Raw genomic sequence first — 26084 nt, 5'->3', positions numbered from 1 at the left:
GGCGCCTGGATGGCTGTTGGTACGCACGAGTGGAGCGGGGCGTTCAATTCCGTTCGCCGGCACGGGCCGCACCACGCCGAATCGGCCACCGGCCGCAGCCCCCCGGAGCCGCGTCGGGAACAATCCCCCATATGACGATGAGCACGGCCGAGGCCGACAAGATCCTCACTGCCAACTTCGCCCCATGGGTCCTCGAACTCGGGCTGACCGTGGAGGCGTTGGGCGACGACCGGGCGATCCTGCGGCTGCCCTGGTCACAACGGCTGGCGCGGGAGGGCGGCGGTCTGTCGGGGCAGGCGCTGATGGCGGCGGCGGACACGGCGACGGTGATCGCGGTGTCGGCCGCGCGGGGCGCCTTCGTGCCGATGACGACGGTCCAGCAGTCGACGTCGTTCCAGCGGGCGGTGACGGGCTCGGATGTCCTGATCGAGGCGGTCCTCACCAAGCTGGGACGGCGCATGGCGTTCGCCGACATCACGATGACCGACGAGACGTCCGGCGCACTCGCGGCGCGCGCGAGCACGGTCTACGCCCTCCTCGGCTGACACGTTCCGCACCCGACAGGTCACGCTCCGTCCACCACCGGCGGCGGAATCGTGGCTTCAGCGAATCTGCACAGCGAATGCCCGAGCGAGGCACGGCGCGCGGAGGATCTGCACACACCGGCAGCCTCCGTACGCCGTTGGCGCGGGAGTGCCCAATTCGGCCCGGCGGCCGCAAGTCCTCGCGCGCGCCGATGACGTGACGCATGTGAAGAAGTCGCCACCGAGCCGTGCGCGCGCCCTCACGGAATGTGCCGCCTGTGCGGCAAGTTCCCTGGTGGGAGCGGTGGTTGATTGGAAGCCCGGCGTCGCCGCGTGCTTTGATCCATCGCACCGCGGGGGCCGCGAACGGCTCCCGGAAACGGGCGTCAGGCGCCCGCGGTCGCGGCCGTACATCTGTCCCCAGAGGGGCCGCTCCCCCTTGTGAAACCCCGAAGGAAGGGAAGTTCCACCATGAACTCCACCCCCCAGGTCGACACTGTCGAGATCTCCGACGCCGAGCTCGACAACGTCTCCGGCGGCCTGTCCCTGCACGCCGTGAACACCGTCACCGGTGCGGTCAACGGCGTCGCCCCGGTCTCCGGCCTGGCCGGCACGGCCATCGGCACCGTCGAGGGGGTCACCGGCCTGAACACCGCCCCGGTGACGAACCTGGTCGCCGGTCTCTGATCGCGCGTTCGTGCCGTTGAGCCCCGGAGCCACTCCCCGGCTCCGGGGCTCTCGGACGCCCTGCACCGTTCACCGTTCACCGCTGACCAGGTGAGGGAAAGCTCCCGTGCAGTTCCGCCGACAGGCCCTCGCCAAGCTCCAGTCGCCCGAGGAGCTCGACCTCCCGGTGCGCCTCGCCCGCCCGCAGGGCTGGCTCGTGCTGTCCGTGACGGTGGCCGCGATGGCCGCCGCCTCCGTGTGGGCGGTGACCGGCTCGGTCGCCTCCACGGTCGGCGCGCCGGGCGTCCTCACGCACGGCGAGGGCAGTTACGTCCTGCAGAGTCCCGTCGCCGGCCAGGTCACCGCCGTCCTCGCCGAACAGGGCGAGCGGCTGCCGGCCGGCTCCCCCGTGCTGAAGGTCCGCACCGGCCGGGGCGACACCGTCGTCCGCACGGTCGCCGCGGGCCGGATCACCGCGCTCGCCGTCACCATCGGCCAGATCGTCCGGACCGGGGCGGACGTCGCCGCCGTGGAAAAGGTCGCCCACGCCGGCGACCCGCTGTACGCCACGGTGTACGTCCCCGCCGAGAGCGCGGCCTCCGTCCCGGCGAACGCCCCCGTCGACCTCACCGTCCAGTCCGTGCCGGCCCAGCGGTACGGCGTGCTGCGCGGCCACGTGGCATCGGTCGGCCGTTCCGCGCAGTCGGCGCGGCAGATCGCCGCGTTCCTCGGCGACAGCCAGCTGGGCGAGCAGTTCACCAGGAAGGGAAGGCCGGTGGCCGTACTGGTCCGGCTGGACAGGTCGTCCGGCACGAAGAGCGGTTACCGCTGGTCGTCCGCGGACGGGCCGCCGTACCGCCTCGACTCCATGACCCTGGCCTCCGGTTCGATCCGGCTGGCCCGGCAGCGTCCCGTCGACTGGCTGCTGCCGTGAGCACCGCGCACCGCAGCCTGAGCGGACGCCGCGCCGCCCCGCCCGGGCCGCCGGCGCCCAAGGGCGGGCCGAGGACCGTCCGCACGCCGACCGTGCTGCAGATGGAGGCGGTCGAATGCGGCGCGGCCTCCCTGGCGATGGTGCTCGGCCACTACGGCAGGTTCGTGCCGCTGGAGGAACTGCGCATCGCCTGCGGCGTCTCCCGCGACGGCTCGCGCGCCAGCAACCTGCTGAAGGCGGCGCGCGGTTACGGTCTGGCGGCCAAGGGCATGCAGATGGACACGGCCGCCCTCGCCGAGGTGCGGACGCCGGCCGTGCTGTTCTGGGAGTTCAACCACTACGTCGTCCTCGAGGGGCTGGGCCGCCGCTTCGGCCGCCGCGGGGCGTACATCAACGACCCCGCCAAGGGCCGCCGTTTCGTGCCGATGGAGGACTTCGACGGCAGTTTCACCGGCGTCGTGCTGGTGATGGAGCCGGGCGCGGACTTCACCAGGGGCGGCCGCAGGCCCGGCGTCCTCGGCGCGATGCCGGCACGGCTGCGCGGCACGGCGGGCACGATGCCGGCCGCGGTCCTGGCCAGCCTGCTGCTGGTCGTGGTCGGCGCGGCGGTGCCCGCGCTGAGCCGCACCTACATCGACACCTTCCTGATCGGCCGTCAGACCTCGCTGCTGGGCGTGCTGTTCGCGTCGATGGGCGGGTGCGTGCTGCTCACGGTCGTGCTCACCTGGCTGCAGCAGGCGAACCTGCTGCGCGGCCGGATCATCTCCTCCACCCTCTCCAGCGCCCGTTTCCTGCGCCATCTGCTGCGGCTGCCGGTGACGTTCTTCGCCCAGCGCAGCCCGGCCGACCTGGTGCAGCGCCTGCAGTCCAACGACCAGGTGGCCGAGACCCTGGCCCGCGACCTCGCGGCGGCGGGCGTGGACGCCGTGGTCGTCGTGCTCTACGCGGCGCTGCTCTACACCTACGATCCGCAGCTGACGTACGTCGGTGTCGGTGTCGCGCTGCTGAACGTCGTCGCCATGCGGGTGGTGGTACGGCTGCGCGCCACCCGCACGGCGAAGCTGCGCGCCGACAGCGCCCGGCTGACCAACACCGCTTATACGGGCCTGCAGTTGATCGAGACGATCAAGGCGACCGGCGGTGAGGACGGCTACTTCCGCAAGTGGGCGGGGCAGCACGCGACCACGCTGGAGGAGCAGCAGCGGCTCGGCGTGCCGAGCGCCTGGCTGGGCGTGGTCGCGCCGACCCTGGCGACGCTGAACAGCGCGCTGATCCTGTGGATCGGCGGTCTGCGGGCCGTCGAGGGCGGCATCTCGATCGGTCTGCTGGTCGCCTTCCAGGCGCTGGTCACCCGCTTCACCGCGCCGATCACCCGGCTGAACGGCGTCGCGGGCCGCATCCAGGACTTCGCCGCCGACGTGGCCCGCCTGAAGGACGTGGAGAACTTCCGCGCCGACCCGCTCTACGGCCGTCCCGGCGCGGGCGGTTCGACCCGCCGCCTGGACGGCCACGTCGAGCTGGAGAACGTCACCTTCGGCTACAGCCCGCTCGACAAGCCGCTGCTGACCGGTTTCGACCTGACGGTCGGCCCGGGGCGGCAGGTGGCGCTGGTCGGCGGCTCGGGCAGCGGCAAGTCGACGGTGTCCCGGCTGATCGCGGGCCTGTACACGCCGTGGGAGGGCGTCATCCGCATCGACGGGCAGCGGCTGGAGGACATTCCGCGCGGCGCGCTCGCGGCCTCGGTGTCCTTCGTCGACCAGGATGTGTTCCTGTTCGAAGGCTCGGTCCGCGACAACGTGGCGCTGTGGGACCCGTCGATCCCCGACGAGGCGGTGGTGGAGGCGCTGCGGGACGCGGCGCTGTACGACGTGGTCATGCGGCGCCCGGGCGGCATCCACGGCCGGGTCGAGCAGGACGGCCGCAACTTCTCCGGCGGGCAGCGCCAGCGCCTGGAGATCGCGCGGGCCCTGGTGCGCGGGCCGAGCATCCTGGTGCTGGACGAGGTGACGAGCGCGCTGGACGCGCAGACCGAGCTGGTGGTGATGGACAACCTGCGCAGGCGCGGCTGTGCCTGCGTGGTGATCGCGCACCGGCTGAGCACCGTGCGCGACAGCGACGAGATCGTGGTGCTCCAGCACGGCACGGTCGTGGAGCGCGGCCGGCACGAGGAGCTGGTGGCGCGGGGCGGCGCGTACGCGGCGCTGGTGAGGGAGCGGTGAGATGACGACCGTGGGCGAAGACGACCTGGTGCTCGGCGCGCTCGGCGGCACGGGCACGCGGATCGACTGCCCGGGCGCGGGCCGGCTCGACCTCGAGGGCCCGCAGGTGCTGTGGCTGGTCGCGGCGGGCGCCCTGGACCTGTTCGCGGTGGACGCGGACCGGCAGGGCCACTGGCACCACCTCGGCCGGCTGGAGGCGGGCTCGCTGCTGCTGGGACCGGTCGCCGGTCCCCGGCACACGCTGGTGGCACGGCCGTTGCGGGACTGCGTGGTGCACCGCATCGGGCTGCGTGAGCTGTACCGGCCCGCGCAGACGCAGACGTGGTCGTACGACGAGTACGGCAACCCCCGGTACGTGCCGCCGCAGTCCAGCCCGCTGGAGTACGCCCTCGCCCTGGGTGTCGGCCGCAGCCTGTCGATCCTGTTCCAGGCGCCGACGGCGACGGAGCCGACCGCGCGGGCGAACGACGACGACGTGTTCTGGATGCAGGTGCCGCCGGGCAGCGTGCAGTACGGGTCGCTGTACGGCGCCGAGGCCGCCGCCGACCTGCTGATGGACCCCGCGGTGTGGCAGAGCATGGTGGACCAGCAGTACCGGCTGCTGACCGCGCTGGACCGGTGGATCGAGCAGCTGGAGCGCACCCACGAGACCCGCACGGCCGCCGGTATCGAGGCAGGTGAGGCCGTGCGCGCGCAGGCCGACCGGACCCTGCTCGCCGCCATCGGCAGGCGTTCGGCCACGCGTGCCACGCCCGCCGACGCGGACGCCGGCTACGCGGCGTGCGCGCTGGTCGCCCGGGCGGCCGGGATCACGCTCGCCGGCCCGCCGCCGGCCGGCACGGGCGGCGAACGGCTCGATCCGGTGGAGCGCATCGCGCTGGCCTCCCGCGTCCGCACCCGGGCCGTACGGCTGGACGGCCGCTGGTGGCGGGAGGACGTCGGCCCGCTGGTGGGCCACCGCGCCCTGTCCGGGGCGCCGGTCGCACTGCTGTGGCGGCGCGGCGGCTATGTGGCGGTGCATCCGGCGACCGGCCGGGAGACGCCGGTCGAGAAGGCCAACGCGTCGGATCTTGAACCGCGCGCGGTGATGTTCTACCGGCCGCTGCCCGACCGGGCGCCGAGCCCGCTGCGGCTGCTGCGGTTCGGCATCCGCGGCGCCGGCCGTGACCTGGCCGGCCTGCTGGCCGGCGGGCTGGTGACGGTGGCGATCGGCGCGCTGGTGCCGATCGCGACGGGCAAGGTGCTCGGCGAGTTCGTGCCGAAGGCGCAGACGCAGCTGATCGGGCAGGTGTGCCTGGCGGTGATGGTGGCCGGGGTGGTGGCGGCGGCCTTCACGCTGCTGGAGAACCTGACCCTGCTGCGCCTGGAGGGCCGGATCGAGGCCACCTTGCAACCAGCCGTCTGGGACCGGCTGCTGAGGCTTCCGACGACGTTCTTCACCGAGCGCTCGACCGGCGAACTGGCGAGCGCTGCCATGGGCGTCAGCGCGATGCGCAGTCTCCTGGCGGGCGTCGGTCCGGTCGTCGCCCAGTCGGCGACCGTCGGCGCGATGAACCTGGCGCTGCTGCTGTGGTACAGCGTCCCGATGGCGCTGGCGGCGATCGGCATGCTCGTCGTCATCGCCGGTGTGTTCCTGGGCCTCGGGCTGTGGCAGGTGCGCCGGCAGCGGCGGCTGGTGGTGCTCACCAACAAGCTGAACAACCAGGCGTTCCAGACGCTGCGCGGTCTGCCGAAGCTGCGGGTGGCGGCGGCCGAGAACTACGCCTACGCCGCCTGGGCCGAGCAGTTCGCGCGCAGCCGCGAGCTGCAGCAGCGGGTGGGCCGCATCAAGAACCTGACGACCGTGCTGGGCGCGGTGTACCTGCCGTTGTGCAGCCTGCTGATGTTCATGCTGCTGGCGGGACCGGCCCGCGGGACGATGTCGGCGGCCGCGTTCCTCGCCTTCAACACCTCGGTGACCATGCTGCTGACCTCGGTCACACAGCTGACCGGCGCGTTCGTGTCGGCGGTGGGCGCGCTGCCGTTGTTCGAGGAGATCCGGCCGGTGCTGGAGGCGACGCCGGAGGTGCGCTCGGGAAGCACCCGCCCGGGCCCGCTGTCGGGGGCGATCGAGGCCCGGCGGCTGTCGTTCCGGTACGCGGACGACGGGCCGCTGGTCCTCGACGACGTGTCGTTCGAGGTGCGTCCGGGTGAGTTCGTGGCGATCGTCGGCCCCAGCGGCTGCGGCAAGTCGACGCTGCTGAGGCTGCTGATCGGCTTCGACAGACCGGTGTCCGGCAGCGTGCTGTACGACGGCCAGGACCTGGCGGCGCTCGACCGGTCGGCGGTGCGCCGGCAGTGCGGTGTGGTGCTCCAGCACGCGCAGCCGTTCACCGGTTCCGTCCTGGACGTCATCTGCGGCGCCGAGCCGTACACGCCGGAGGAGGCGATGGCGGCGGCCGCGCTGGCGGGGCTCGCGGAGGACATCGAGCGGATGCCGATGGGCCTGCACACGATCGTCTCCGGCAGCGGCGCCGTCTCCGGCGGCCAGCGTCAACGCCTCATGATCGCGCAGGCGTTGATCCGCCGGCCGCGCATCCTGTTCTTCGACGAGGCGACCAGCGCCCTGGACAACGAGACGCAGCGCACGGTGATCGAGTCCACCAAGGCTCTCAACGCCACCCGGATCGTCATCGCGCACCGCCTGTCGACGGTGCTGGACGCCGACCGGGTCATCGTGATGGAGGACGGCAAGGTCGCCCAGCAGGGGCCGCCCGCGGAGCTGCTCGCGGACACCGGCGGACGGCTGCACGAACTGGTGCGCCGCCAGATGGCCTGAGCGGCCGCCGACGCCGCCTGGTGGGCGGCGGCACGCTAAGCGAAACGTTGCCGTTTCATCGGCCGTGCTCTAGTCTCTCGGTGTACGAAACGGTTTCGTTTACGTTCCTTCGCCCTGGAGTTGCTCTCCCATGTCCCAGAAGACACTCGCCGAAGATCCCCGTACGGGTGCCGCGCCGGCGCGGCAAGCGGCGTCGGCGAGGCGCTGGTGGATCCTCGCCGTCGTCGCCGTGGCCCAGCTCATGGTGGTGCTGGACGCGACGATCGTGAACATCGCCCTGCCCTCGGCCCAGGCCGACCTCGGCTTCTCCGACGGCAACCGGCAGTGGGTCGTCACCGCGTACGCGCTGGCCTTCGCCTCGTTGCTGCTGCTCGGCGGCCGCATCGCCGACCTGTTCGGCCGCAAGACGGCCTTCCTGGCGGGTGTGGTCGGCTTCGCCGCCGCCTCCGCGCTGGGCGGTGCGGCGGGCGGCTTCGGGATGCTGGTGGCCGCGCGCGCCCTGCAGGGCGCCTTCGGCGCGCTGCTCGCGCCCGCCGCGCTGTCCCTGCTGAACACCACGTTCACCGACGCCCGGGAGCGCGCCCGCGCGTTCAGCGTGTACGGCGCCATCGCCGGCGCCGGCGGCGCGGTGGGCCTGCTGCTCGGCGGCCTGCTCACCGACGCGCTCGACTGGCGCTGGACGCTGTACGTGAACGTCGCCATCGCCGTCGTCGCCTTCGCGGGCGGCTGGCTGCTGCTGTCCAACCACCGGGACGCCGCCGGATCGAAGCTGGACGTGCCGGGCACGGTGCTGGTCGCCGGCGGTCTGTTCAGCCTCGTCTACGGCTTCTCCAACGCCGAGACGCACGACTGGGGCTCGCCGCTGACCTGGGGGTTCCTGATCGCGGGCGGGCTACTGCTGGCCGCCTTCACCTGGTGGCAGACGCGCGCCGCGCACCCGCTGCTGCCGCTGCGCATCCTGCTCGACCGCAACCGCGCCGCCTCGTTCCTGGCCGTGCTGATCTCCGGCGCCGGCATGTTCGGCGTGTTCCTCTTCCTCACCTACTACCTGCAGCTCAACCTCGGCTTCAGCCCCACCGAGACCGGTCTGGCGTTCCTGCCGATGGTCGGCGCGCTGATGGTGACCGCCCAGCTGGGCACCACCGTGCTGGTGCCGCGGATCGGACCGAAGGCCGTCGTCCCGCTGGGCTTCGCCGTCGCCGCCGCGGGCATGGCCTGGCTGACCGGGATCGGCATCGGCTCCAGCTATGTGAGCGCCGTGCTGCCGCAGCTCGTCGTCACCGGCGTCGGCCTCGGTCTGGTGATGCCGCCGGCCATGCAGCTGGCGACCGGCGGCGTGGCGCCCGAGGACGCGGGTGTGGCGTCCGCGACGGTCAACGCCATGCAGCAGGTGGGCGGCTCGATCGGCACGGCGCTGCTGAACACGCTCGCCGCGAGCGCCGCGACCGACTACCTCGCCGGCAAGGACGCGACCAGCAAGCTGGTCCGGGCCCAGGCGACGATCGAGAGCTACACCACCGCCTTCTGGTGGTCGGCGGGTCTGTTCGCGGCCGGCGCCGTGATCGCCTTCCTGCTCTTCCACCGCGGTGTGCCGCGGCAGGACGCGGACGCGGCGCCCGTCGTCCACATGTGACCGTCCGCGAGACGACCCGCCCGGGTCCGAGGGGTCGCCGTCCGCGGGAGGACGGCGACCCCTCGCCGTTGCCGGGAAGCGTCTCGGCCTCTTTTCACCGGCCCGGGCGCGGCCGTTCTCCTTCGGTGGCGGCAGCCGCGCGGGAGTACCGGGGCGGGCGTTCGCCCAGGGTGGGCGGTGTCCACGGCGGGCCGCCGTCCGGGTGCCGGGGCCCGCGCCGCCCGCCTGCGGGGCCCGGCCGGTTTCCTGCGGCCGGTGCCCCGGCGCGGCGACCGTCCCGCGTGGGACCGGCGGGAATTGGGTACACGCGGGCCCATGCGAATCAGCGTGGTGGATGTGGGGTCGAACACGGTCCGGCTGGTCGTGGCGGACGCGGAGGGCGGAGTACCGCTGCCGGTCCACACCGCCAAATGGCGCCTGCGGCTGGCCGAGCAGGTGAAGCCGGGCGCGGCGATTCCGCAGGAGGCCGTCGAGCGTCTGGCCGAGGCCGTCGCCGACGCGAGCCGGACCGCTGCCCGCTGGGGGGCGGCGGGCCCGCTGGCGTTCGCGACCGCGGTCGTGCGCAACGCGCCCAACCGCGAGGAGGTGCTGCGCACCGTCCGCGGCCGGACCGGCGTCGCGCTGTGCACCCTGCCGGGGGAGGTCGAGGCCGAGCTGACGTTCCTGGGCGCGCGGCGCTGGATGGGATGGCGGTCGGGGCCGCTCGCGCTGCTGGACATCGGCGGCGGTTCGCTGGAGGTGGCCTTCGGGCGCGGCCGGCTGCCCGACTTCGTGGCCTCGCTGCCGCTCGGCGCGGCGCGGCTGACCCACGAGTTCTTCCAGGACCAGGACCCGCCGTCACCCGAGATGCTGCGGGCGCTGCGGCGCAGGGTCCGGCACCAGCTGCGGGACGTGGCGGCGCGGATCCGCTGGGAGGGCCCGCGCACCGCGGTGGTCACCTCGCGCACGTTCCAGCAGCTGGGGCGGCTGTGCGGGGCCTCGCCCGGGCGGCACGGCCCGTTCGAGGAGCGGCGCATGGACCGCGCGGCGCTGCGGGAAGCGGTCGGCAGGCTGGCGGCCCTGCCCGCCGCCGAACGCGCCCGGCTCCCCGGCATCTCCGCGCCGCGCGCGGCCCAGAGCCTGGCCGGCGCGGTGGTCGGGCACACGGCGATGAAGCTGACCGGGATCAGGACGGTCACCGTCTGCCCGTGGGCGATACGCGAGGGCGTGCTGCTGCGGCACATCGAGGACGGGGCGTCCTGGTGGGCGGAGATCACCCGCCTCAACGAGGCGCCCGCTCCCCCGGAGCCCGTGCCCCTGCGCATCGCGACCGCCAGGAACTGACCGAAGGAGCAGGAGGCACCACCCCATGTCCGACGCCGAGAAGCACCCGGAGACCGCGCTCGAGGAAGTCCTGCGCGAGATCGAGGACGCCGAGACCCGCACCCCCCGCGGCCAGGCCACGGCCGACCGGCGCCACAGCGGCGAGGCCGGCGACGCGATCACCCCCAACGCACAAGCCCAGGAAGACTCCGAGGGCGACTGACCCCCCACACCGGCCCCCGCCCGACGCGGCGGCCCAGCAACCGCCCGCCCCACCCGACGGCCCCGCAGGCTGGCGGCGCCGCAGGCCGGCGGCGCCGCAGGCCCAGCTGCCGCTTCCCGACCCACCGGACAGCCTGACAGGGCGGGCGGCCGAGGACGGACGGCCGCATGGCGCCAAGCCCGGCCGAGCCCGCGAGAGGCGCCCGGTCAGGGCGCGCGTCGCCCAGGCAGGTGGGCGGCCATGGCCCCCGCGACCACACGCGGACGCGCTCGACCCAGCACCCGTCGCGGCGAGCGCCGCACAGGCAGGGCGACCGGACTGCGCGCAGACACCCGGGCCACCGGCAGGCGGCCGGGCGCCGACGGGTGACCGGGCCACCGGCAAGGGGCCAGCCACCGGCGGGTGACCTGGGCGCGGGCGGGTACCCGCCCCGCATGACGCACGACCACCAAGGGCCCCAGCTGCCGTCCCCCCGCGGTCCGCTCTCGACAGCCGTCGCGGAGTATCTGCGGGGTGACGGACCGCTGCCGCGCCCCGAGGACGCAGCCGGCGCCGAGGCGTACGGCGACGACCTGCACCTCGCCCTCTACCTCTGCTACGAACTGCACTACCGCGGCTTCGCGGGCGTGTCCCCGGACCGCGAGTGGGACCCGGGCCTGTTGCGCGTCCGCGCGGCACTGGAGCGGCGGTTCCTCACGTCCCTGCGGGCGGACGTCCCGGTCCACGACAGCGTCGACGACGCGCTCGCCGAGCTGCTGGTGGAACCCGTGGACGGCACGGGGCTGTCCCACTACCTGCGTGACGAGGGCGAGTTGTGGCAGCTGCGCGAGTACGCCGCGCAGCGCTCCCTCCACCACCTGAAGGAGGCGGACCCGCACGCCTGGGTGCTGCCGCGGCTGACCGGACGGGCCAAGTCGGCCATGGCGGCGGTGGAGTTCGACGAGTACGGCGGCGGCCGGGCCGACCGCCTGCACGCGCGTCTGTTCGCCGACCTGATGGCGGACCTCGGCCTGGACACCGCCTACGGCCGCTATCTGGACGCGGCCTGCGCGCAGACGCTGGTCACCGTCAACCTGATGTCCCTCTTCGGCCTGCACCGGTCACTGCGGGGCGCGCTCGTGGGCCACTTCGCCGCGGTGGAGGTCACCTCCTCCCCCGGATCCCGCCGCCTGGCGGAGGCGATGCGCCGCACCGGCGCCGGAGCCGCCGCCGAGCACTTCTACGACGAGCACGTCGAGGCCGACGCCGTGCACGAGCAGGTCGTCCGCCACGAGGTCATCGGCGGTCTGCTGGAGGCGGAGCCGCGGCTGGCGCCCGACGTCGTCTTCGGGATCGACGCCACCGGTTACGTCGAGGACCTGCTCGCCGACCGGCTGCTGCGGGACTGGCGGGCCGGAAGGTCGTCCCTGCGCGCCTCGGAGCTTTCCGGAACCTCCCATATTTCCTGAATGTCAGGGAACACGGGTCCAGTGAATCCTCCTCTGATCCTGCCCGGCGTCTACGCGCCGGACGAAGACACCGCCCTGCTGGCCGGGGCCCTGGCCGACGAGCCGCTCGCGCCGGGGGCGGAGGTCCTGGACGTGGGCACCGGGAGCGGGGCTCTCGCAGTCGCGGCGGCGCGGCTGGGCAACCGGGTCACCGCGGTGGACGTGTCCTGGCGGGCGGTGTGCACGGCGCGGGCGAACGCGCTGCTGGCCGGTGTGCCGGTGCGGGTCCGCCGCGGCAACCTCTTCGCGCCGGTGCGGGACCGGTCCTTCGACGTGATCCTCTCCAACCCGCCCTATGTGCCGTCGCCGGACCACCACGAGCCGCCGTCCGGGGTGGCCCGGGCCTGGGACGCGGGACGGGACGGCCGGCTCGTCCTGGACCGCATCTGCCGGGAGGCGCCGGCCCTGCTGCGGCCCGGCGGCGTGCTGCTGCTGGTGCACTCCGCCCTCAGCGGACCGGAGCTGACGCTGGATCACCTGCGTACGGCGGGCCTCAAGGCGAGCGTGACACGGCGCTGCCGGATCGCCTTCGGCCCGGTGCTGCGCGGCCGGGAGTCCTGGCTGCGCGGGCAGGGGCTGCTGTCCGCCGACGACGACGGAGAGGAACTGGTGGTCGTCCGTGCCGAACAACCCGTCTGACGCCCCGCGCCGGATCAAGGTCCAGCGCCGGGGACCACTGCTGGTCGAGGGCCCGGTCGAGGTGGAGCTGGAGGACGGCACCGTCGTCTCCTCCGACCGCTTCCGGGTCGCCCTGTGCACATGCCGGCGCAGTCGCCGCTTCCCCTGGTGCGACACCAGCCACCGCAAGCGGACGTGACCCGGGACGAGCCCCGACCGCGGACCACGACCGCGAACCACGACACCGGCACCGGCACCGGCACCGGCACCGGCACACGAGATGCCAGGGGCCGGCCGGCGGCCCCACTCCGCCTGGCCGGCCCCTGGTGCGAGATCACGGCGTCCCCGCGACAGGTGCCCGCACTCCCCAGCTACGGGCCCCCTCGGTGTGCGCGGACCTCACGCGATCCCGGTCTCTCAGAACGCGAAGACGCTCGCCCCGTAGGCGTTCTTCACGCACTCGTTCGCGAAGGCGCGCTCGTAGGAGACGCGCTTGCCCTGCCAGACGCCGTCGACGGTGACGACGACCGGGTCGTACTGCCGGGTGCACAGCATGTCGTCACCGACCCCGAGGGCGTCGGGGTCTCCCGCCGCGCCGCGCAGTTCGGCGCAGGCCTGGGCAGGGGCCGGGTGGGTGCCGGAGGGCGTCGGAGCGCAGCTGAGGGTGACCGCCCGCTGCGGCGTCGCGAGCGCGGCGTCGGTGCCGTGGCCCACGGTGAGCACCAGGGCCGAGGGGGCGTAGAGCGAGGCGGGGGCGGCCGCCGGGGCGGCGAGCGCGGCTCCGGTGAGGGGCCCGCAGACGGCGGTGGCCGTGAGGGCGAGGGTCGCTGCCCAACGCGCGGTGTTCCGCATCGTGTGCATCCTTCCGCTGGAACGAGGGTGACGCCGGTCCGCGTCGGTGTGGTGCCGGACCGGCGAGCGCGAGTCTGCCGAGTCCGCGGCGGAAACTCACCTCGACCCCACGGGTTTCAGTAACATTGCGTATTGAATCAGTGGCGCGAAGTTACAGAAACGGATCGCCAAAGGCCCACAACTGAGCGCTTCCTGATCGACCGAAGCGGCCATTTGGCTTGATTGCCGCGCCTGGCCAATCGGCCTGAAACACTCCGATGCAGCCCTCGCAACAAGCGCTTGCCCTGGTCACGCGGGTAATCGTCGCCTGCTCAACCGTCGCAGGCGAGGAGATCGACACCGTCGGCCACGTTCCGCCGCCATCGGCCGCGTTCCCGCGCCCGCGGCCCGGCGCGGGCGCCGGCCGCCGACCGGAAGGCGGCCGGCGGAGTACGTTCCCGGCCGCGGCTACTCGCCAGTATCGTCGGGGTGCAGCGCGTTCTCAGCGACGAGAGGCGGGACCTCGGCATGGCCAAGCACTGGGCGGACTTCCAGTACGAGATCTATCTCAACGGGATGTCGGGGGCCGTCCCGCGGCTGCCCACCGACCTGACCCGGCTGGAGGAGCTGACCGAGCGGCGGCTCGGTCCGGGCCCGGTGGGATATGTGGCGGGCAGCGCGGGCGACGGCAGCACGGCGCGGGCCAACCGGGCCGCCCTCCAGCGGCGGCGGATCGTGCCGCGGATGCTGCGGGACGTGCACGAGCGCGATCTGTCCGTCGAGGTGCTCGGCCGCGCGCTGCCCGCCCCGCTGGCGCTGGCGCCGGTCGGCGTGCTGTCGATCATGCATCCGGACGCCGAGTCCGCCGCCGCGCGGGCCGCCGCGGCCCAGGGCGTGCCCTTCGTGCTGTCCTCGGCGTCCAGCACGCCCATGGAGCAGGTGGCCGAGGCCATGGGCGACGCCGAACGCTGGTTCCAGCTGTACTGGCCGAAGGACGTCGAGGTGGCCCGCAGCTTCCTGAACCGGGCGAAGGCGGCCGGGTACACCGCGCTGGTCGTGACGCTGGACACCCCGCTGCTGGCATGGCGCCCGCGCGACCTCGACCAGGCGTACCTGCCGTTCCTGCACGGTGTGGGCACCGCCAACTACTTCTCCGACCCGGCCTTTCTGGCGGGCCTGGCCAAGCCGGTGCACGAGGACCCGAACGCGGCCGTCCTGCACTTCGTCGGCATGTTCGCGGACCCCGCGAAGACCTGGCCGGACCTGGCGTTCCTCCGGGCGAACTGGGACGGCCCGATCGTGCTCAAGGGCGTCCTGCACCCCGACGACGCCCGGCTCGCCGCGGACGCCGGGATGGACGGCGTGGTCGTCTCCAACCACGGCGGGCGCCAGGTGGCCGGTTCCGTCGCGGCCGCGGACGCGCTGCCCCGGGTCGCCGAGGCGGTCGGCGACCGGCTGACCGTGCTGTTCGACAGCGGCGTCCGCACCGGCGACGACGTGTTCAAGGCGCTCGCGCTGGGCGCGCGGGCGGTGCTCCTCGGACGGCCGTACGTCTACGGGCTCGGCCTCGACGGGCAGGCTGGCGTGGAGCACGTCGTGCGCTGCCTGCTCGCCGAGTTGGACCTCACCCTCGCCCTGTCCGGACACGCCTCCCCCGCCACCGTCGGCCCGGCCGACCTCGTCGAGGCCGCCGGGTGACCGCGGGCGTCCTACGCCGTGCGCCCCGGCAGGCCGGCGGGCCGGGCCGACGGGCCGCCCGTCCCGGTGATCGACAGTGACCCCGGACCGGCCGAGGCCCTCGGGTCGGTCAGCCAGCGCTGCGCCGTGGAGCGGTCGCGCGCCTTGACGACGATGTCGGCGTCCGGCTCGGCGGTGACCGGGGCCAGCGCGAGCCGTTCGTCCCAGCGGGGCAGCAACTCGCCCCGCACGGTGAGGTCGTAGCGCACGTCGTCGCCGCGTTTGTCCCGCCGGTCGGCGCACGCGCCGAGGACGACCACGCCGGCGTCCAGGCGCGAGTCGAGGCACAGGCCGGGAGCGGCGGCGCTGCGCAGCGACCCGTCGTCCGCGTACGACCACTGCTGGGCAAGCCCGGCGGAGCACGCCGCCAGCCGGGTCCCGGCGCCGGTCCGCGGTTCGCCCCGGACGGCGAGGCACAGGCCGGCGGCGGCGTTGCGGAGCGTGAACCTGCCTGTCGCGGTGGGAAGTTGAGCGGTGCCGGGCGCCGACTGCCCGCCCACGCCCGGTGTCGTGCCGCCGGGCGCGCCGGTGGAGGCGGCCGGGTCGGCCGTCCGGTCGGACGACCACAGGCCCGCCGTGAACATCGCCACCAGCAGCCCGGCCGAGGCGACGCCCACGCCGGTCAGCAGCGGCCTGGCCAGGCGCGGCGCTCCGGGCGGGCGCCGGCCGGTCAGGGGAAGGCGGGGCACGCCCCGGTGGCGTCCGCCGCCGTGCCGTCCCGCCACCCGGGCGGGCGGCGCCTGGCCCGGCCGCCCCGGGCGCGAGTCGAGATAGCCGCGGGCGCCCCAGCCGAGCACCGCCTCCGCGAGGAGCACCCCCAGCCCGCCCTCGAAATGACCCAGTTGTTCGGCGGCGAAACGGCAGTAGCGGCACTCCGCGAGATGCTGCCGGACATCCGGCAGCAGCACACCGCCCCGGCGAATGGGAACGTCGAGGAGGCGGTTGTAGAAGCGGCAGTCCTTGGTCGGCGCGAGTTCCCGGTGCGCCTGCGCGCATCCCTCGCGGAATTTTTCACGCGCCTGTTCGAGTGCGGCCGACGCGTCGGCGGTATCCATGCCCAGCAGACCGGCCGGTACGGATATCGGCTCGCCCTCGACCTCGGTGTGCCAGAGCAGGCAGCGGGAAAGTCCGGGAAGGGCGTGAAACGCCCTTTCGGCCAGCTTGCGGTTCTCGGGTGTCATGGACTTCGCGGTACGCATGCCGCGTCCGCCGGAGGGTTTCCGCAACTCCGGCAGCACGTCGGACACCTCGTCCTCGGCGGCCCACGTGCGGGCGGTCTCCCGCACCGCCAGCAGCAGCCGGGGACGCAGCGCGACGGCGGACTCGCCCAGCGCCAGCCGGTCGAGGACCTGGTGGAAGGCGGCCGCCGTCACCATGGACGCCGGGCCGGAGGCGGGGGAGGCGAGGCAGACGGCGGCGTACTCGCGGGCCGGCCGCCAGTGCCGCGCCATGAGCAGCGCGACGCTGCGGGCCGTTTCGCCGTCGGCACGGTCTCTGAGCCGGGCGGCGAGGTGCTCGTCGGACGCGCCGGGAGCCGCGCCGGGCGGCGGATAAGGGGGACGAGGGGGGTGGGGGGTGGGCACTGAGCGGATTCCTTCCCACGCGCATGGGACGAATGGCAGTGGTCGCCACCGGAAATTGGCCCCCTGTTCGGTGCGTACCTTCCGGCGGCGGGCGCGAGAGGCGTGAATTCAGGTACGTCCAGCCGGCCCGGTTCCGCACAGGCCGAACAAGACATAGGGCGAACGCGACCCGGTGCATTCCCCCCGCACGGAGTTTCACCCTGGCACAGTCACTCACGGCCAACAAGGCACTTGGGCAACATCCACATCATCGCAACGAGCCCGGATACGGCGGCAACTCCCCTCACACGCACCGCCTTTCCGGATTCTGTGCGCCCCGTGTGAATCACGCGCACGCGCTGGAGCACCGCGCACGCTCCCGGGGCGCACCGCCGCGTAGTGGACTGTCACCGGCCCTTCTCGGAGGCCCTGCGCAGGACGGCGGCTCTCCTGCGCTCGTGGGGCCGCCGGCCTTGTTCCTCCCGCCCTCGGCCGGCGGCCCAGGGGCCCGCGCGCGCGGCGCGCGCCCGGGAGGGCTCAGATCTGCCAGGAGCGCAGCCGGTCCGCCGCGCCGTAGACGTCGGTCTTGCCGTCGATCAGGTCGCGGGTGAGGTCGACGAGGGCGCCGTAGGGCGGGTCGATGCCGACGCCGCTGACGAACATGTACGCCACGGCGGTCGCGCTGGCGAAGCGGGCGTTGGCCGAGGGCAGCGGCCGGAGCAGGGCGAGGGTGTGCAGCAGCGCGGCGGCCCGCCAGGCCGGGTCGGAGTCCACGCCGAGGCGCGGCGGGTCGACACGGTGCCGGGCCACGGCGGCCACCAGCGCGGAGAAGTCGTTGATCGTGGGCTGGTCCGGCAGGACCTCTTCGTGGCGCTGCAGCAGCCAGGGGACGTCGATGTGGATGACGGAAGCCATCGGTCAGGCGGCCCGTCCCTCGCCGCCGGCGGGTGGTTCGTCGTCCGGGAAGGCGGCGGCGAACTCGTCGGCGTGGGAGGCGAAGAACCGGCGGAACGCCTCCGCTCCCTCCTGCAGCGCGCGGTGCCGGGCGATGTCGGCCGCGGCGGCCTCCCGGACGAGGGCCTTCATGGACGTGCCGCGTTCCTTGGCGATCTGCCGCAGGTCCTCGAGTTCACGATCGCTGAACTCCACATTCAGAGCTGGCATGCCTTCACGGTACCGCTGGGGTACTGGATCGTAAATATTGGCTGCTCACAGCGGGTACTTCACGGTACCGGCCGGGATGCCGACCGGTACCGGCCGAGGTGCGGGGACGGTACCGACCGGGTGCGGGGGCGGTACCGCCGGGGTGCGGGCGGCGGGCGGGCGGTGCCCCGTCGCCCGCACCCCGGGCGGCCTCAGCCCTGGTCGGCCACGAAGGACGCCATGCGGGCGAGGGCGGCGTTCCAGTTGATCGCGGTCTCGTTCGTCGACCAGGACTGGATGTCGTCGATGTAGCAGAACTGGCCGACGCAGCCGGTGAGCTTGCTCTGCGCGTACGGGTCCTGGATGCCCGAGTTCGCGCCTCCGGCGAGCGTCCCCTTCGGCGGGTTCGGCAGGGCGGGGTCGAGCTCGTGGGCGTACCAGCGGCTGTGCTGGTTGTGGGAGCTGACCTCGCCGTAGCCGGTGACGTAGGAGATGTTCAGCGCGTTGCGGCCGAGGATGTAGTCCATGCTCTGCACGGCGCCGTCGCGGTACTTGGCGGCGCCGGTGATGTCGTAGGCGGTGGCGAGGACGACCGCGTTGTTGAGCACCTGGTGGCTGGAGCCCCAGTCGTAGCGGTTGCCGTCCGGCGCGTACGGCATCCCGTACGGCTGCGCCTTCAGCGTGGCCAGGTAGCGGTCGGCGCCCTGGACGACGGAGCGGCGCACCTTGTCCCGGCCGGGCAGGGCGCTGGGCACGGTGGCCAGGTCCAGCCGGCCCGCCGCGGCGGTCCTGGCCCAGTCGAAGCCGAGGCTGCCGAAGATGTCCGCCGTGTGCACCGGGGAGTCCAGGACGTGGTCGGCGAACTGCTTCTCCCCCGTGGTGAGGTACAGCTCGGCGGCCGCCCAGTAGAACTCGTCGGTGGCGTCGGAGTCGGCGTAGGTGCCGCCGCCGGTGCCGTCGCTGTCGGAGGCGTACATGTCCGGGTGGGCGAGGGCCGCCGCCCACGCCTTGCGGGCGGCCGTGAGGGCCCGCGCCGCGAACGCCTTGTCGTAGGGCCGGTACAGGCGGGCCGCCTGCGCCGCCGTGGCCGCCAGGTTCAGGGTCGCCTGCGTGGACGGCGGGTGCAGCTCACGCTTCTGCGGGTCGTCGCCGGGCAGCAGCGGCAGGCCCGTCCACTGCTCGTCGTGGATCTTGTGGTGGGCCATGCCGGCCAGCGGCTGCCCGTCGGGCACCTGCATCTTCAGCAGGAACTCCAGCTCCCAGCGGGCCTCGTCGAGGATGTCCGGCACCTTGTTGCCGCTCTCCGGGACTGCGAGGGTGCCGTCGCGCAGCTTCTGCGGCTCACCGGTGCGGGCGAGCAGTTCGCGTTCGTAGGTGCTCAGCAGCTCCCAGGTGGCGATGCCGCCGTTGACGACGTACTTGCCGTGGTCGCCGGCGTCGTACCAGCCGCCGGAGACGTCGAGGCTGTAGTCGCACACGCCCGGCTGGCACGGCACGTCGGTGTCGCCCTGGTTGGGTGCCACGCCGACGTGGCCCGCGGCCCGGCCGTAGCCCGGCCGCAGGTCGTCGCGGATCGCGATGCCGCTGCGCTGCGTGTAGTAGTACTTCACCGAGTCCAGGCGCAGTTGCTCGTAGGCGCCGGTGCCGATGTCGAACGGGCGGCTGGTCTGCCCGTCGGCGACCAGCGTGTAGTCCTGGCCGGCCTTGCGCCAGGCGCCGAAGTCGATCGAGTGGACGTTCTGGCCGGAGGAGGCGTCGACGCCGCGCGGCACGGTCCAGCCGTGCGCGACGGTGGCGCCGGAGCCGTCCTTGAGCTGCCAGGGCAGCTTCGACGTCGCGTCGGTGACCAGGGTCGCGTTCTTCGGTCCGGCGGGCAGGTAGGCGACCTGGTTGACGCGGACGCGCGGTCCGGTGTCCGGCTGGTAGACCTCGGGCGGGACGCCGCCGAGCAGCGAGACGTCGTCCATACACAGGCGCCAGGCGTCCGCGCTGCCGCCGGCCTGGAAGGCGACCTGGCCCTGGCTGGTGTCGACGGGCGAGGTGAACGTGTAGGAGTAGGTGTCGCCGGAGACGCTCAGCTGCGGGCTCACCTCGAACCAGGTGTCGTACGGCGCCGCCGCCAGGCCGACGAGCGCGCGGACGGCGTGCCCCTCCGGCGAGCCGTCCGCGGTGAAGCTGAAGCGGTACGTCTCCCCCTTCACCAGGGTGATGTCGTTCTGTCCGACCGCGGCGTCCCACCGGTTCGCGGTGCCGCCCGGCACGTCGGCGCACAGCTTGCCGTCGGACAGGCCGGCGGTGACGTTGGAGGTGGTCCACCACGGGTCGGTGGTGGAGTCGAAGGTGCCGTTCTTGACCTGCTCGACCTCGTCGGCGGCGGCCTGGCCGGCCGGCAGGCCGGTGAGGGCCGTTCCCAGCAGGGCCGTGAGGGTGAGCAGGGCGGTTCTGCGTCTTGCCACGTCTGGGCTCCTCGTGGGGGTGCGGGTGACGCCCGCGCGAATGGGAGCGCTCCCATCGGCGGGTCAGGCCATGCTTGTGGGTGACGTGACGCCCCGTCAACGGTCCGTACAGGACCGGTTGTCAGGTCCGGACCGCGCTCCCGGTCAGCCGGCCGGCACCTCCAGCCGGCTGATCCGGACCGCCCCGGCCGGCTCGCCGGGACGGCCGCTGGTCAGGGTGAGCCGCAGCCGCGAGCCGCGCACCGGGTCGAAGGTGATCAGGGTCGGGGTGTCCGAGCCGGTGGCCCAGTCGACGGCCGCCCCGGTGACCGGCACGTACCGCCGGCCGTCCCACACCGCGGCCTCGACCGACGCGGGCAGGCTGTGCGTGGCGTCCACGGTGAACGACACCTCCACCCGGTCCATGCCGCGCACCCGCCCGAAGTCCACGGACACCCAGTCCTGCGGCCGGGCCCCGCGGAAGGCGGGCAGCAGGGCCGTGGCCGCCTTGGTGAAGCCGTTGGACCAGCCGGTGGCCGCGTCGCCGTCCAGCATCGCGGCGGGCAGGGTGTCCGGGCGGCCGGAGTAACTCGCGTCCGCGTACGGGTGGCCGGCGGGTGCCGGAAGATCTGCCCGGAAGGCGGCGGGCGGGGTGGTCGCGACCGCTCTGGCCGCGGTGGTGCGCACGGTCGCGGTGCTCGTCCCGAGCCCCTCGGCGCGCGCGGTCACCCGCAGCGCGCCGGGCCGGGTGCCGGAGCGCACGATGGCGAGCGCCTTGCCGTGGAACGCGGTCCGGGTGCTCGACTGGTAGCGCTCGGCGCTCTCCTGACGGCCGTTGTCGACCCCGGCGAGGGACCCGCCCGCGACGTCGAAGGAGATCAGGTGCTCGGCGTCGGGCACCACCACCCCGCGCGCGTCGACGATCTCGGCGGTCACGAACACCAGGGAACGCCCGTCGGCCGGCGACGAGTCACGGTCGGCGGTCAGGCGCACGGCGTGCGGCCGGCCGGCCGTGCGCAGCACGTCGGTGGCCACGACCTTGCCGTCCCTGCGCGCCACCGCCTTCAACTCGCCCGGGCGGTAGGGCACTTTCCAGGTCAGGTGCAGCTTGCCCGCGCTGCCGTTCGGGCTGGTGTAACTGCCCGGCCAGGGGCCGTCGGTGAAGGTCTTGTCGTCTCCCGTCGCCTCGGTGGTCTCCAGATAGGCGCGTCCGTCGCTGGTCCGCTTGGTGTCGAAGGCTCGGACGCCCAGGGACTCGCCGTTCAGGAAGAGTTCGACGGTGGCGACGTTGGAGTACGCCCAGACCTCCACCGTGTCGCCCTCCTGGTGGTTCCAGGTCATGGGCAGCAGGTGCACCATCGGCTCGCTGGTCCACTGACTGCGGAAGAGGTGGTACATGTCCTTGGGGAAACCGGCCGTGTCGACCGCGCCGAAGAAGGACGCCTTGACCGGGAAGACGTCGTACGGGGTCGGCTCCCCGAGGTAGTCGATGCCGGACCACAGGAACTGCCCGGCGAACCACCTGCGGTCGCGGTCCTTCTTGTGGCCGTACTCGCCGCTCATGGTCCACGAGGCGAGGTTGTTGTCGTACGAGGAGGTCGCGCGCCTGCCCGGGGTGTGGTTCTCACCGGTGTTCAGGTGCTCCGGTTCCTGGTACGTGCCGCGTGTGGAGGTCTCCGAGGACGACTCCGACTCGAAGAGGAACAGGTGCGGGTAGGCCGCGTGCAGGGCGTCGACCGACCTGGCGGTGTTGTAGTTCAGGCCGAGTCCGTCGAGCTTGGCGAGCATCAGGTCGGCCGCGGACCCCTTCGCCGGCAGTGAGCGGTACTTGTCGGAGCCGATGACCAGGGGCCGGGTGTCGTCGGCCGCCCTGACGGCGGCGATGAGGCGGTCGGCCATGGCGAGGCCGGCGACGGAGGTGGAGTCGGGGATCTCGTTGCCGATGGACCACAGCACCACGGCGGGCGAGTTGCGGGCCGCGAGCACCATCTCGGTGACGTCCCTCTCGCACCACTCGTCGAAGAACCGCCCGTAGTCGTACGTCGTCTTGCCGGTCCGCCAGCAGTCGAAGGCCTCCACCATCATCACGATGCCCAGTTCCTCGCAGACCTCGATCATCTGCGGCGAGGGCGGGTTGTGCGAGGTGCGCAGCGCGTTGACGCCCATCGACTTCATCAGGGTCATCTGCCGGCGCACGGCGTCGACGCCGACCGCCGCGCCCAGCGCGCCCAGGTCGTGGTGCAGGTCGACGCCCTTGATCTTGGTGTAGGCGCCGTTGAGGGAGAAGCCCTCGTCGGGGTCGAAGCGGAAGGTGCGGATGCCGAAGACGGTGCGGAAGGTGTCGACGGTCTCGCCGGCGACGCGCAGTTCGGTCTGGAGGGTGTAGCGGTGCGGCGCCGAGAAGTCCCACAACTTCGGCCTCTCGACCACGAGTTCCTGCGTCCCGGCGGTCGTGTCGGTGACCTCGACGGTGGTGGTGGCGCGGGCGACGGTGCGGCCGTCGGGGTCCTCGACCGCGGACCTGATCTCGACCTCGCGCGCGGTGCTCGACGCGTTCGCCACCGAGGTCCGCACCCGCACCACGGCGCGCTCCGCGCCGACGTCCGGGGTGGTGACGCAGGTGCCCCAGCGCTCGACGTGGACGGGCTCGGTGACGACGAGGCGGGCTTCGCGGTAGATGCCGCTGCCGGAGTACCAGCGACTGCTGGGGAGCCGGTTGCGCACCCTGACCGCGATCACGTTCTCGGTACGGCCGTCGGTGTGCAGCAGGTCGGTGAGGTCGAAGGCGAAGCCGGTGTAGCCGTAGGGGTGGCGGCCCGCCTCCGTGCCGTTGCAGTACACGGTGGAGTCCATGTAGACGCCGTCGAACTCCACCGAGATCCGCTTCCCGGCCCAGGCGGGCGGCAGCGTGAGGGCGAGGCGGTACCAGCCGAGGCCGCCGGGGAGGAAGCCGGTGCCGCTGCTGGTGCCGTGGTCGGTGGTGGGCGTCTGCTCGATGCTCCAGTCGTGCGGCACCGCGACCTCGCGCCACGCCGAGTCGTCGTAGCCGGGGTCGGCCGCCCCCGCGTACGCGCCGGTGGGGTCGGTGATCCCGCCCGGGTCGACCAGCGCGAAGCGCCAGCCGTCACGCAGGGCGACCGCTTGACGGCCGGGCGGGTGCGCGAGGGCTTCGGCGGCCCGCGCCGCTCCGGCACCCGGTAAGGCCCCGGCCGCGGGCGCGGCCGCGGAGGCGATCAGAACCGATCTGCGTGTGACCGTCATGACGGCTCCCCCTCATCAGGGATCAGAAATACTCACAACTGATCGTGACCAAACAGATTCTGACGGTCTGCCACGCATGGCAGTCAAGGGTGTGGAAGCGCTCTCCTGCCTCAGGGGCCACAACGGCCAAAAATCCCCCTTGACCGTGCCGGGCGGCCCACCCCCCGGGGTCACCGTCCACGCGAGGCCGGTACGCACTAGGCTGGAACACAAGTGACGCGCCTGTTCACTGTGAGTGTGCGCAATGGAGTGGCGACGATGAGTCCGGTCTACCCGTTCGACGACGCGGCGACGGCCCGGGCTGTCATCGACGACTCCGGCACCGTGCTCGAGTGGAACGCCGGCGCGCAGCGACTGCTCGGCTGGTCCGCCGCCGAGGTGGTGGGCCGTCCCACCGGGCGGCTGCTGGTCCGCGACACCACGGACACCGCCCTCCCGCCGGCCGGACCCCGCTGGCACGGCGCCGTCACCCTGCGTCACCGCGACGGGCGCACGGTCCGCGTGTGGCTGCTCGCGCACCGGCGCGGCGGCCCGGACCGCTGGCTCGTGTGCACCCCGCTGGAGGGCGCGCGGCCCGTCTCCCCCGACGACCCGCTGTCCCGGGCGGTCCTCACCCAGATGCCCTGCGCCGTCGCCGTCTACGACGACCGGCTGCGCCTGCACAGCGTCAACGACGCCATGGCCCGCGTGATAAAGCTGCCCGTGGAACGCATCCGGGGACTGCGCCTCACCGAGATCGGCGGCAAGGCGCAGAGCGAGGAGCTCGAGGGCCACATGATCGAGGTGCTCGCCACCGGGCGGCCGCAGGACGTGCAGACGTACATGCGCGCCGGCGGCGAGGAGCGCGCGCACGCGTGGCTGGCCCGGCTGGCGCCGGTCAAGGACGCGGACGGACGGGTGCGGGGCGTCTGCCTGGCCGCCCACGACTTCTCCGAGAACTACCGTTCCCGGCAGCGGCTGCAACTGGTCAACGAGGCCAGTGTGCGCATCGGCAGCACCCTCGACGTCGCCCGTACGGCGCAGGAGCTCGCGGACATGTGCGTGCCCGCGCTCACCGACTTCGCCACCGTCGACCTGATCGACCCGCAGGACTACGGCGGTGAGCCCCCGGCCCGCATCACCGCGCCGGTCAGGCTGCGGCGGGCCGCGCACCAGTCGGTGCTCGAGGGCATCCCCGAGGTGGTGACCCAGATCGGCCAGGTCGAGGTCTACCCGGCCTCCTCCCCGCAGGCCGACTCGCTGACCGCTGGCCGCACCATCGTGGGCGCCCTCGTCTCCGGCGGACTGGACCGCTGGCTGGCCTGGAACCGGCCACGGCGCGAGCGCGTGCTCGAACTCGGCATGCACTCCGTGATGTCCGTGCCGATCCGGGCCCGCGGTCTGACCCTCGGCGTGGCGGTGCTCACCCGGCACCGCAACCCGGAGCCCTTCACCGCCGACGACGTCCTGCTTGCGGAGGAGATCACGGCCCGGGCCGCCGTCTGCATCGACAACGCCCGCCGCTTCTCCCGCGAGCGCGAGACCGCCCTCGCCCTGCAGCGCAGCCTGCTGCCCCGCTCACTGCCGCGGACACCCGCGGTGGACGCCGCCTCCCGCTATCTGCCGGCCGCGCGGGCCGGCGTCGGCGTCGGCGGCGACTGGTTCGACGTGATCCCGCTGTCCGGGATGCGGGTCGCCATGGTCGTCGGCGATGTCGTCGGCCACGGCGTCCAGGCCTCGGCCACCATGGGCCGGCTGCGCACCGCCGTGCGCACCCTCGCCGACATCGACCTGGCCCCCGAGGAACTGCTGACCCACCTCGACGACCTCGTCGTACGGCTGTCCGCCGACACCGGCGGCGAGGCCCGTCCCGGCGAGGTCGGCGCGACCTGCCTGTACGCGGTGTACGACCCGGTCTCCCGGCACTGCACGATGGCCCGCGCCGGGCACCCGTCGCCGCTGGTGGTACCGCCCGGGGGCGAGCCCCGGCAGATCCACCTGCCGGCCGGGCCGCCGCTGGGCCTGGGCGGGCTGCCGTTCGAGTCCGCCGACCTCGACCTGAGCGAGGGCAGCGTGCTGTCGTTCTACACGGACGGGCTGATCGAGTCCCGCGAACGGGACGCGGAGTCCGGCCACCGGCTGCTGTGCGAGGCCCTGGCGACGTACACCGACTCGCTGGACGAGACCTGCGACCGGATCCTGCACGCGCTGCTGCCCGCGGGCGGCGCCGCCGACGACGTGGCCCTGCTGCTGGCCCGCACCCGGGGGCTGCCCCCCTCCCAGGTCTCGACGTGGGACATCCCCGCCGACCCCGCGCTGGTCGCCCCGGTGCGCAAGCAGGTGGTCGAGCAGCTCGACACCTGGGGACTGCAGGAAGCGGCGTTCACCGCCGAGCTGGTGGTCAGCGAACTCGTCACCAACGCCATCCGGTACGGCGCCCGGCCCATCCGGCTCCGGCTGATCCACGACGCGGCCACGCTGATCTGCGAGGTCTCCGACACCAGCCACACGGCCCCGCACCTGCGCCGCGCCAAGACCTGGGACGAGGGCGGCCGCGGGCTGCTCCTGGTCGCCCAGCTCACCCAGCGCTGGGGCAGCCGGCACACGGCGGACGGCAAGACGATCTGGGCGGAGATCGGGCTGCTCGAGGAGGAGTGAGACGACGGCCCGACCCGCCGGCGCGTCCGGACCGCCCGCGACGGGTACCCGCTC

At 73.5% G+C, this 26084-nt stretch carries 19 protein-coding genes; 13 read left to right on the top strand and 6 right to left on the bottom strand.

The window, feature by feature from the left end; all coding sequences use genetic code 11:
- The first annotated feature begins 131 nt into the window (after positions 1-131).
- From ACZ5GT_RS06880 to ACZ5GT_RS06830, 11 genes are all read left to right on the top strand, one after another.
- Positions 132-545: a PaaI family thioesterase gene (locus ACZ5GT_RS06880; RefSeq protein WP_469015701.1), complete on the top strand. Its 414-nt coding sequence runs from the start codon at positions 132-134 to the stop codon at positions 543-545.
- 450 nt (positions 546-995) lie between these two features.
- Complete coding sequence (locus tag ACZ5GT_RS06875; RefSeq protein ID WP_469015695.1) at positions 996-1211, top strand: type A2 lantipeptide; 216 nt, start codon at positions 996-998, stop codon at positions 1209-1211.
- Positions 1212-1317: 106 nt separating this feature from the next.
- Positions 1318-2124 carry a hypothetical protein gene (locus ACZ5GT_RS06870; RefSeq protein ID WP_469015691.1) on the top strand — a complete coding sequence of 269 codons (807 nt, stop codon included), beginning with the start codon at positions 1318-1320 and terminating at the stop codon, positions 2122-2124.
- A complete protein-coding gene (locus ACZ5GT_RS06865; RefSeq protein WP_469015685.1) occupies positions 2121-4343 on the top strand; it encodes an NHLP family bacteriocin export ABC transporter peptidase/permease/ATPase subunit in 2223 nt (740 codons plus the stop codon). The genes ACZ5GT_RS06870 and ACZ5GT_RS06865 overlap by 4 nt, the downstream gene beginning before the upstream one ends.
- Position 4344: 1 nt before the next feature.
- On the top strand, positions 4345-7161 hold the full coding sequence (locus ACZ5GT_RS06860) for an NHLP bacteriocin export ABC transporter permease/ATPase subunit (protein WP_469015682.1): 2817 nt from the start codon (positions 4345-4347) through the stop codon (positions 7159-7161).
- Between the two features lie 130 nt (positions 7162-7291).
- Complete coding sequence (locus ACZ5GT_RS06855; protein WP_469015680.1) at positions 7292-8794, top strand: MFS transporter; 1503 nt, start codon at positions 7292-7294, stop codon at positions 8792-8794.
- 315 nt (positions 8795-9109) lie between these two features.
- On the top strand, positions 9110-10117 hold the full coding sequence (locus tag ACZ5GT_RS06850) for a Ppx/GppA family phosphatase (RefSeq protein WP_469015674.1): 1008 nt from the start codon (positions 9110-9112) through the stop codon (positions 10115-10117).
- Between the two features lie 25 nt (positions 10118-10142).
- Positions 10143-10319: a hypothetical protein gene (locus ACZ5GT_RS06845; RefSeq protein ID WP_469015668.1), complete on the top strand. Its 177-nt coding sequence runs from the start codon at positions 10143-10145 to the stop codon at positions 10317-10319.
- A 434-nt stretch (positions 10320-10753) separates the two neighbouring features.
- Entirely contained in the window at positions 10754-11767 is a 1014-nt protein-coding gene (locus ACZ5GT_RS06840) for an iron-containing redox enzyme family protein (RefSeq protein WP_469015663.1), read from the top strand.
- On the top strand, positions 11768-12445 hold the full coding sequence (locus tag ACZ5GT_RS06835; RefSeq protein ID WP_469015657.1) for a HemK2/MTQ2 family protein methyltransferase: 678 nt from the start codon (positions 11768-11770) through the stop codon (positions 12443-12445).
- Positions 12426-12623, top strand: coding sequence for a CDGSH iron-sulfur domain-containing protein (locus ACZ5GT_RS06830; RefSeq protein WP_469015652.1), 198 nt, complete (start codon positions 12426-12428; stop codon positions 12621-12623). The genes ACZ5GT_RS06835 and ACZ5GT_RS06830 overlap by 20 nt, the downstream gene beginning before the upstream one ends.
- Before the next feature lie 218 nt (positions 12624-12841).
- Here the strand turns inward: ACZ5GT_RS06830 and ACZ5GT_RS06825 are convergent, their stop codons facing one another.
- Positions 12842-13276 (bottom strand): protease inhibitor, encoded by a 435-nt coding sequence (locus ACZ5GT_RS06825; RefSeq protein ID WP_469015647.1) that lies wholly within the window; start codon positions 13274-13276, stop codon positions 12842-12844.
- A 507-nt stretch (positions 13277-13783) separates the two neighbouring features.
- On the opposite strand from ACZ5GT_RS06825, the gene ACZ5GT_RS06820 reads away from it, so the two are divergent.
- The gene (locus tag ACZ5GT_RS06820) at positions 13784-14953 is read left to right on the top strand and encodes a lactate 2-monooxygenase (protein WP_469016218.1); all 1170 of its coding nucleotides are present in this window, start codon (positions 13784-13786) and stop codon (positions 14951-14953) included.
- 11 nt (positions 14954-14964) lie between these two features.
- Here the strand turns inward: ACZ5GT_RS06820 and ACZ5GT_RS06815 are convergent, their stop codons facing one another.
- The 5 genes from ACZ5GT_RS06815 to ACZ5GT_RS06795 form a co-directional block, all read right to left on the bottom strand.
- Positions 14965-16575: an RICIN domain-containing protein gene (locus ACZ5GT_RS06815; RefSeq protein ID WP_469015641.1), complete on the bottom strand. Its 1611-nt coding sequence runs from the start codon at positions 16573-16575 to the stop codon at positions 14965-14967.
- A gap of 516 nt (positions 16576-17091) precedes the next feature.
- Entirely contained in the window at positions 17092-17469 is a 378-nt protein-coding gene (locus ACZ5GT_RS06810; protein WP_324788180.1) for a toxin Doc, read from the bottom strand.
- Positions 17470-17472: 3 nt separating this feature from the next.
- Positions 17473-17718 (bottom strand): hypothetical protein, encoded by a 246-nt coding sequence (locus ACZ5GT_RS06805; RefSeq protein WP_324788179.1) that lies wholly within the window; start codon positions 17716-17718, stop codon positions 17473-17475.
- A gap of 191 nt (positions 17719-17909) precedes the next feature.
- Positions 17910-20153 carry a glycoside hydrolase family 9 protein gene (locus tag ACZ5GT_RS06800; RefSeq protein ID WP_469015634.1) on the bottom strand — a complete coding sequence of 748 codons (2244 nt, stop codon included), beginning with the start codon at positions 20151-20153 and terminating at the stop codon, positions 17910-17912.
- 144 nt (positions 20154-20297) lie between these two features.
- On the bottom strand, positions 20298-23393 hold the full coding sequence (locus ACZ5GT_RS06795) for a glycoside hydrolase family 2 TIM barrel-domain containing protein (RefSeq protein WP_469015629.1): 3096 nt from the start codon (positions 23391-23393) through the stop codon (positions 20298-20300).
- Between the two features lie 258 nt (positions 23394-23651).
- Here ACZ5GT_RS06795 and ACZ5GT_RS06790 point away from each other — a divergent pair, with 258 nt between their 5' ends.
- Complete coding sequence (locus ACZ5GT_RS06790) at positions 23652-26030, top strand: SpoIIE family protein phosphatase (RefSeq protein ID WP_469015625.1); 2379 nt, start codon at positions 23652-23654, stop codon at positions 26028-26030.
- Positions 26031-26084: the final 54 nt, after the last annotated feature.

Source organism: Streptomyces sp. NPDC031340 (genome assembly GCF_055569945.1).
Note: the sequence above shows the minus strand (reverse complement) of the source record. Positions and strands in the feature narration are given on the sequence as shown.

Excerpts from the sequence above, each read along its gene's own strand:
- ACZ5GT_RS06880 (WP_469015701.1), top strand. The coding sequence starts at position 132 with ATGACGATGAGCACGGCCGAGGCCGACAAGATCCTCACTGCCAACTTC.
- ACZ5GT_RS06875 (WP_469015695.1), top strand. The coding sequence starts at position 996 with ATGAACTCCACCCCCCAGGTCGACACTGTCGAGATCTCCGACGCCGAG.
- ACZ5GT_RS06860 (WP_469015682.1), top strand. The coding sequence starts at position 4,345 with ATGACGACCGTGGGCGAAGACGACCTGGTGCTCGGCGCGCTCGGCGGC.
- ACZ5GT_RS06855 (WP_469015680.1), top strand. The coding sequence starts at position 7,292 with ATGTCCCAGAAGACACTCGCCGAAGATCCCCGTACGGGTGCCGCGCCG.
- ACZ5GT_RS06850 (WP_469015674.1), top strand. The coding sequence starts at position 9,110 with ATGCGAATCAGCGTGGTGGATGTGGGGTCGAACACGGTCCGGCTGGTC.
- ACZ5GT_RS06845 (WP_469015668.1), top strand. The coding sequence starts at position 10,143 with ATGTCCGACGCCGAGAAGCACCCGGAGACCGCGCTCGAGGAAGTCCTG.
- ACZ5GT_RS06840 (WP_469015663.1), top strand. The coding sequence starts at position 10,754 with ATGACGCACGACCACCAAGGGCCCCAGCTGCCGTCCCCCCGCGGTCCG.
- ACZ5GT_RS06835 (WP_469015657.1), top strand. The coding sequence starts at position 11,768 with ATGTCAGGGAACACGGGTCCAGTGAATCCTCCTCTGATCCTGCCCGGC.
- ACZ5GT_RS06825 (WP_469015647.1), bottom strand. The coding sequence starts at position 13,276 with ATGCGGAACACCGCGCGTTGGGCAGCGACCCTCGCCCTCACGGCCACC.
- ACZ5GT_RS06820 (WP_469016218.1), top strand. The coding sequence starts at position 13,784 with ATGGCCAAGCACTGGGCGGACTTCCAGTACGAGATCTATCTCAACGGG.
- ACZ5GT_RS06810 (WP_324788180.1), bottom strand. The coding sequence starts at position 17,469 with ATGGCTTCCGTCATCCACATCGACGTCCCCTGGCTGCTGCAGCGCCAC.
- ACZ5GT_RS06805 (WP_324788179.1), bottom strand. The coding sequence starts at position 17,718 with ATGCCAGCTCTGAATGTGGAGTTCAGCGATCGTGAACTCGAGGACCTG.
- ACZ5GT_RS06795 (WP_469015629.1), bottom strand. The coding sequence starts at position 23,393 with ATGACGGTCACACGCAGATCGGTTCTGATCGCCTCCGCGGCCGCGCCC.
- ACZ5GT_RS06790 (WP_469015625.1), top strand. The coding sequence starts at position 23,652 with ATGAGTCCGGTCTACCCGTTCGACGACGCGGCGACGGCCCGGGCTGTC.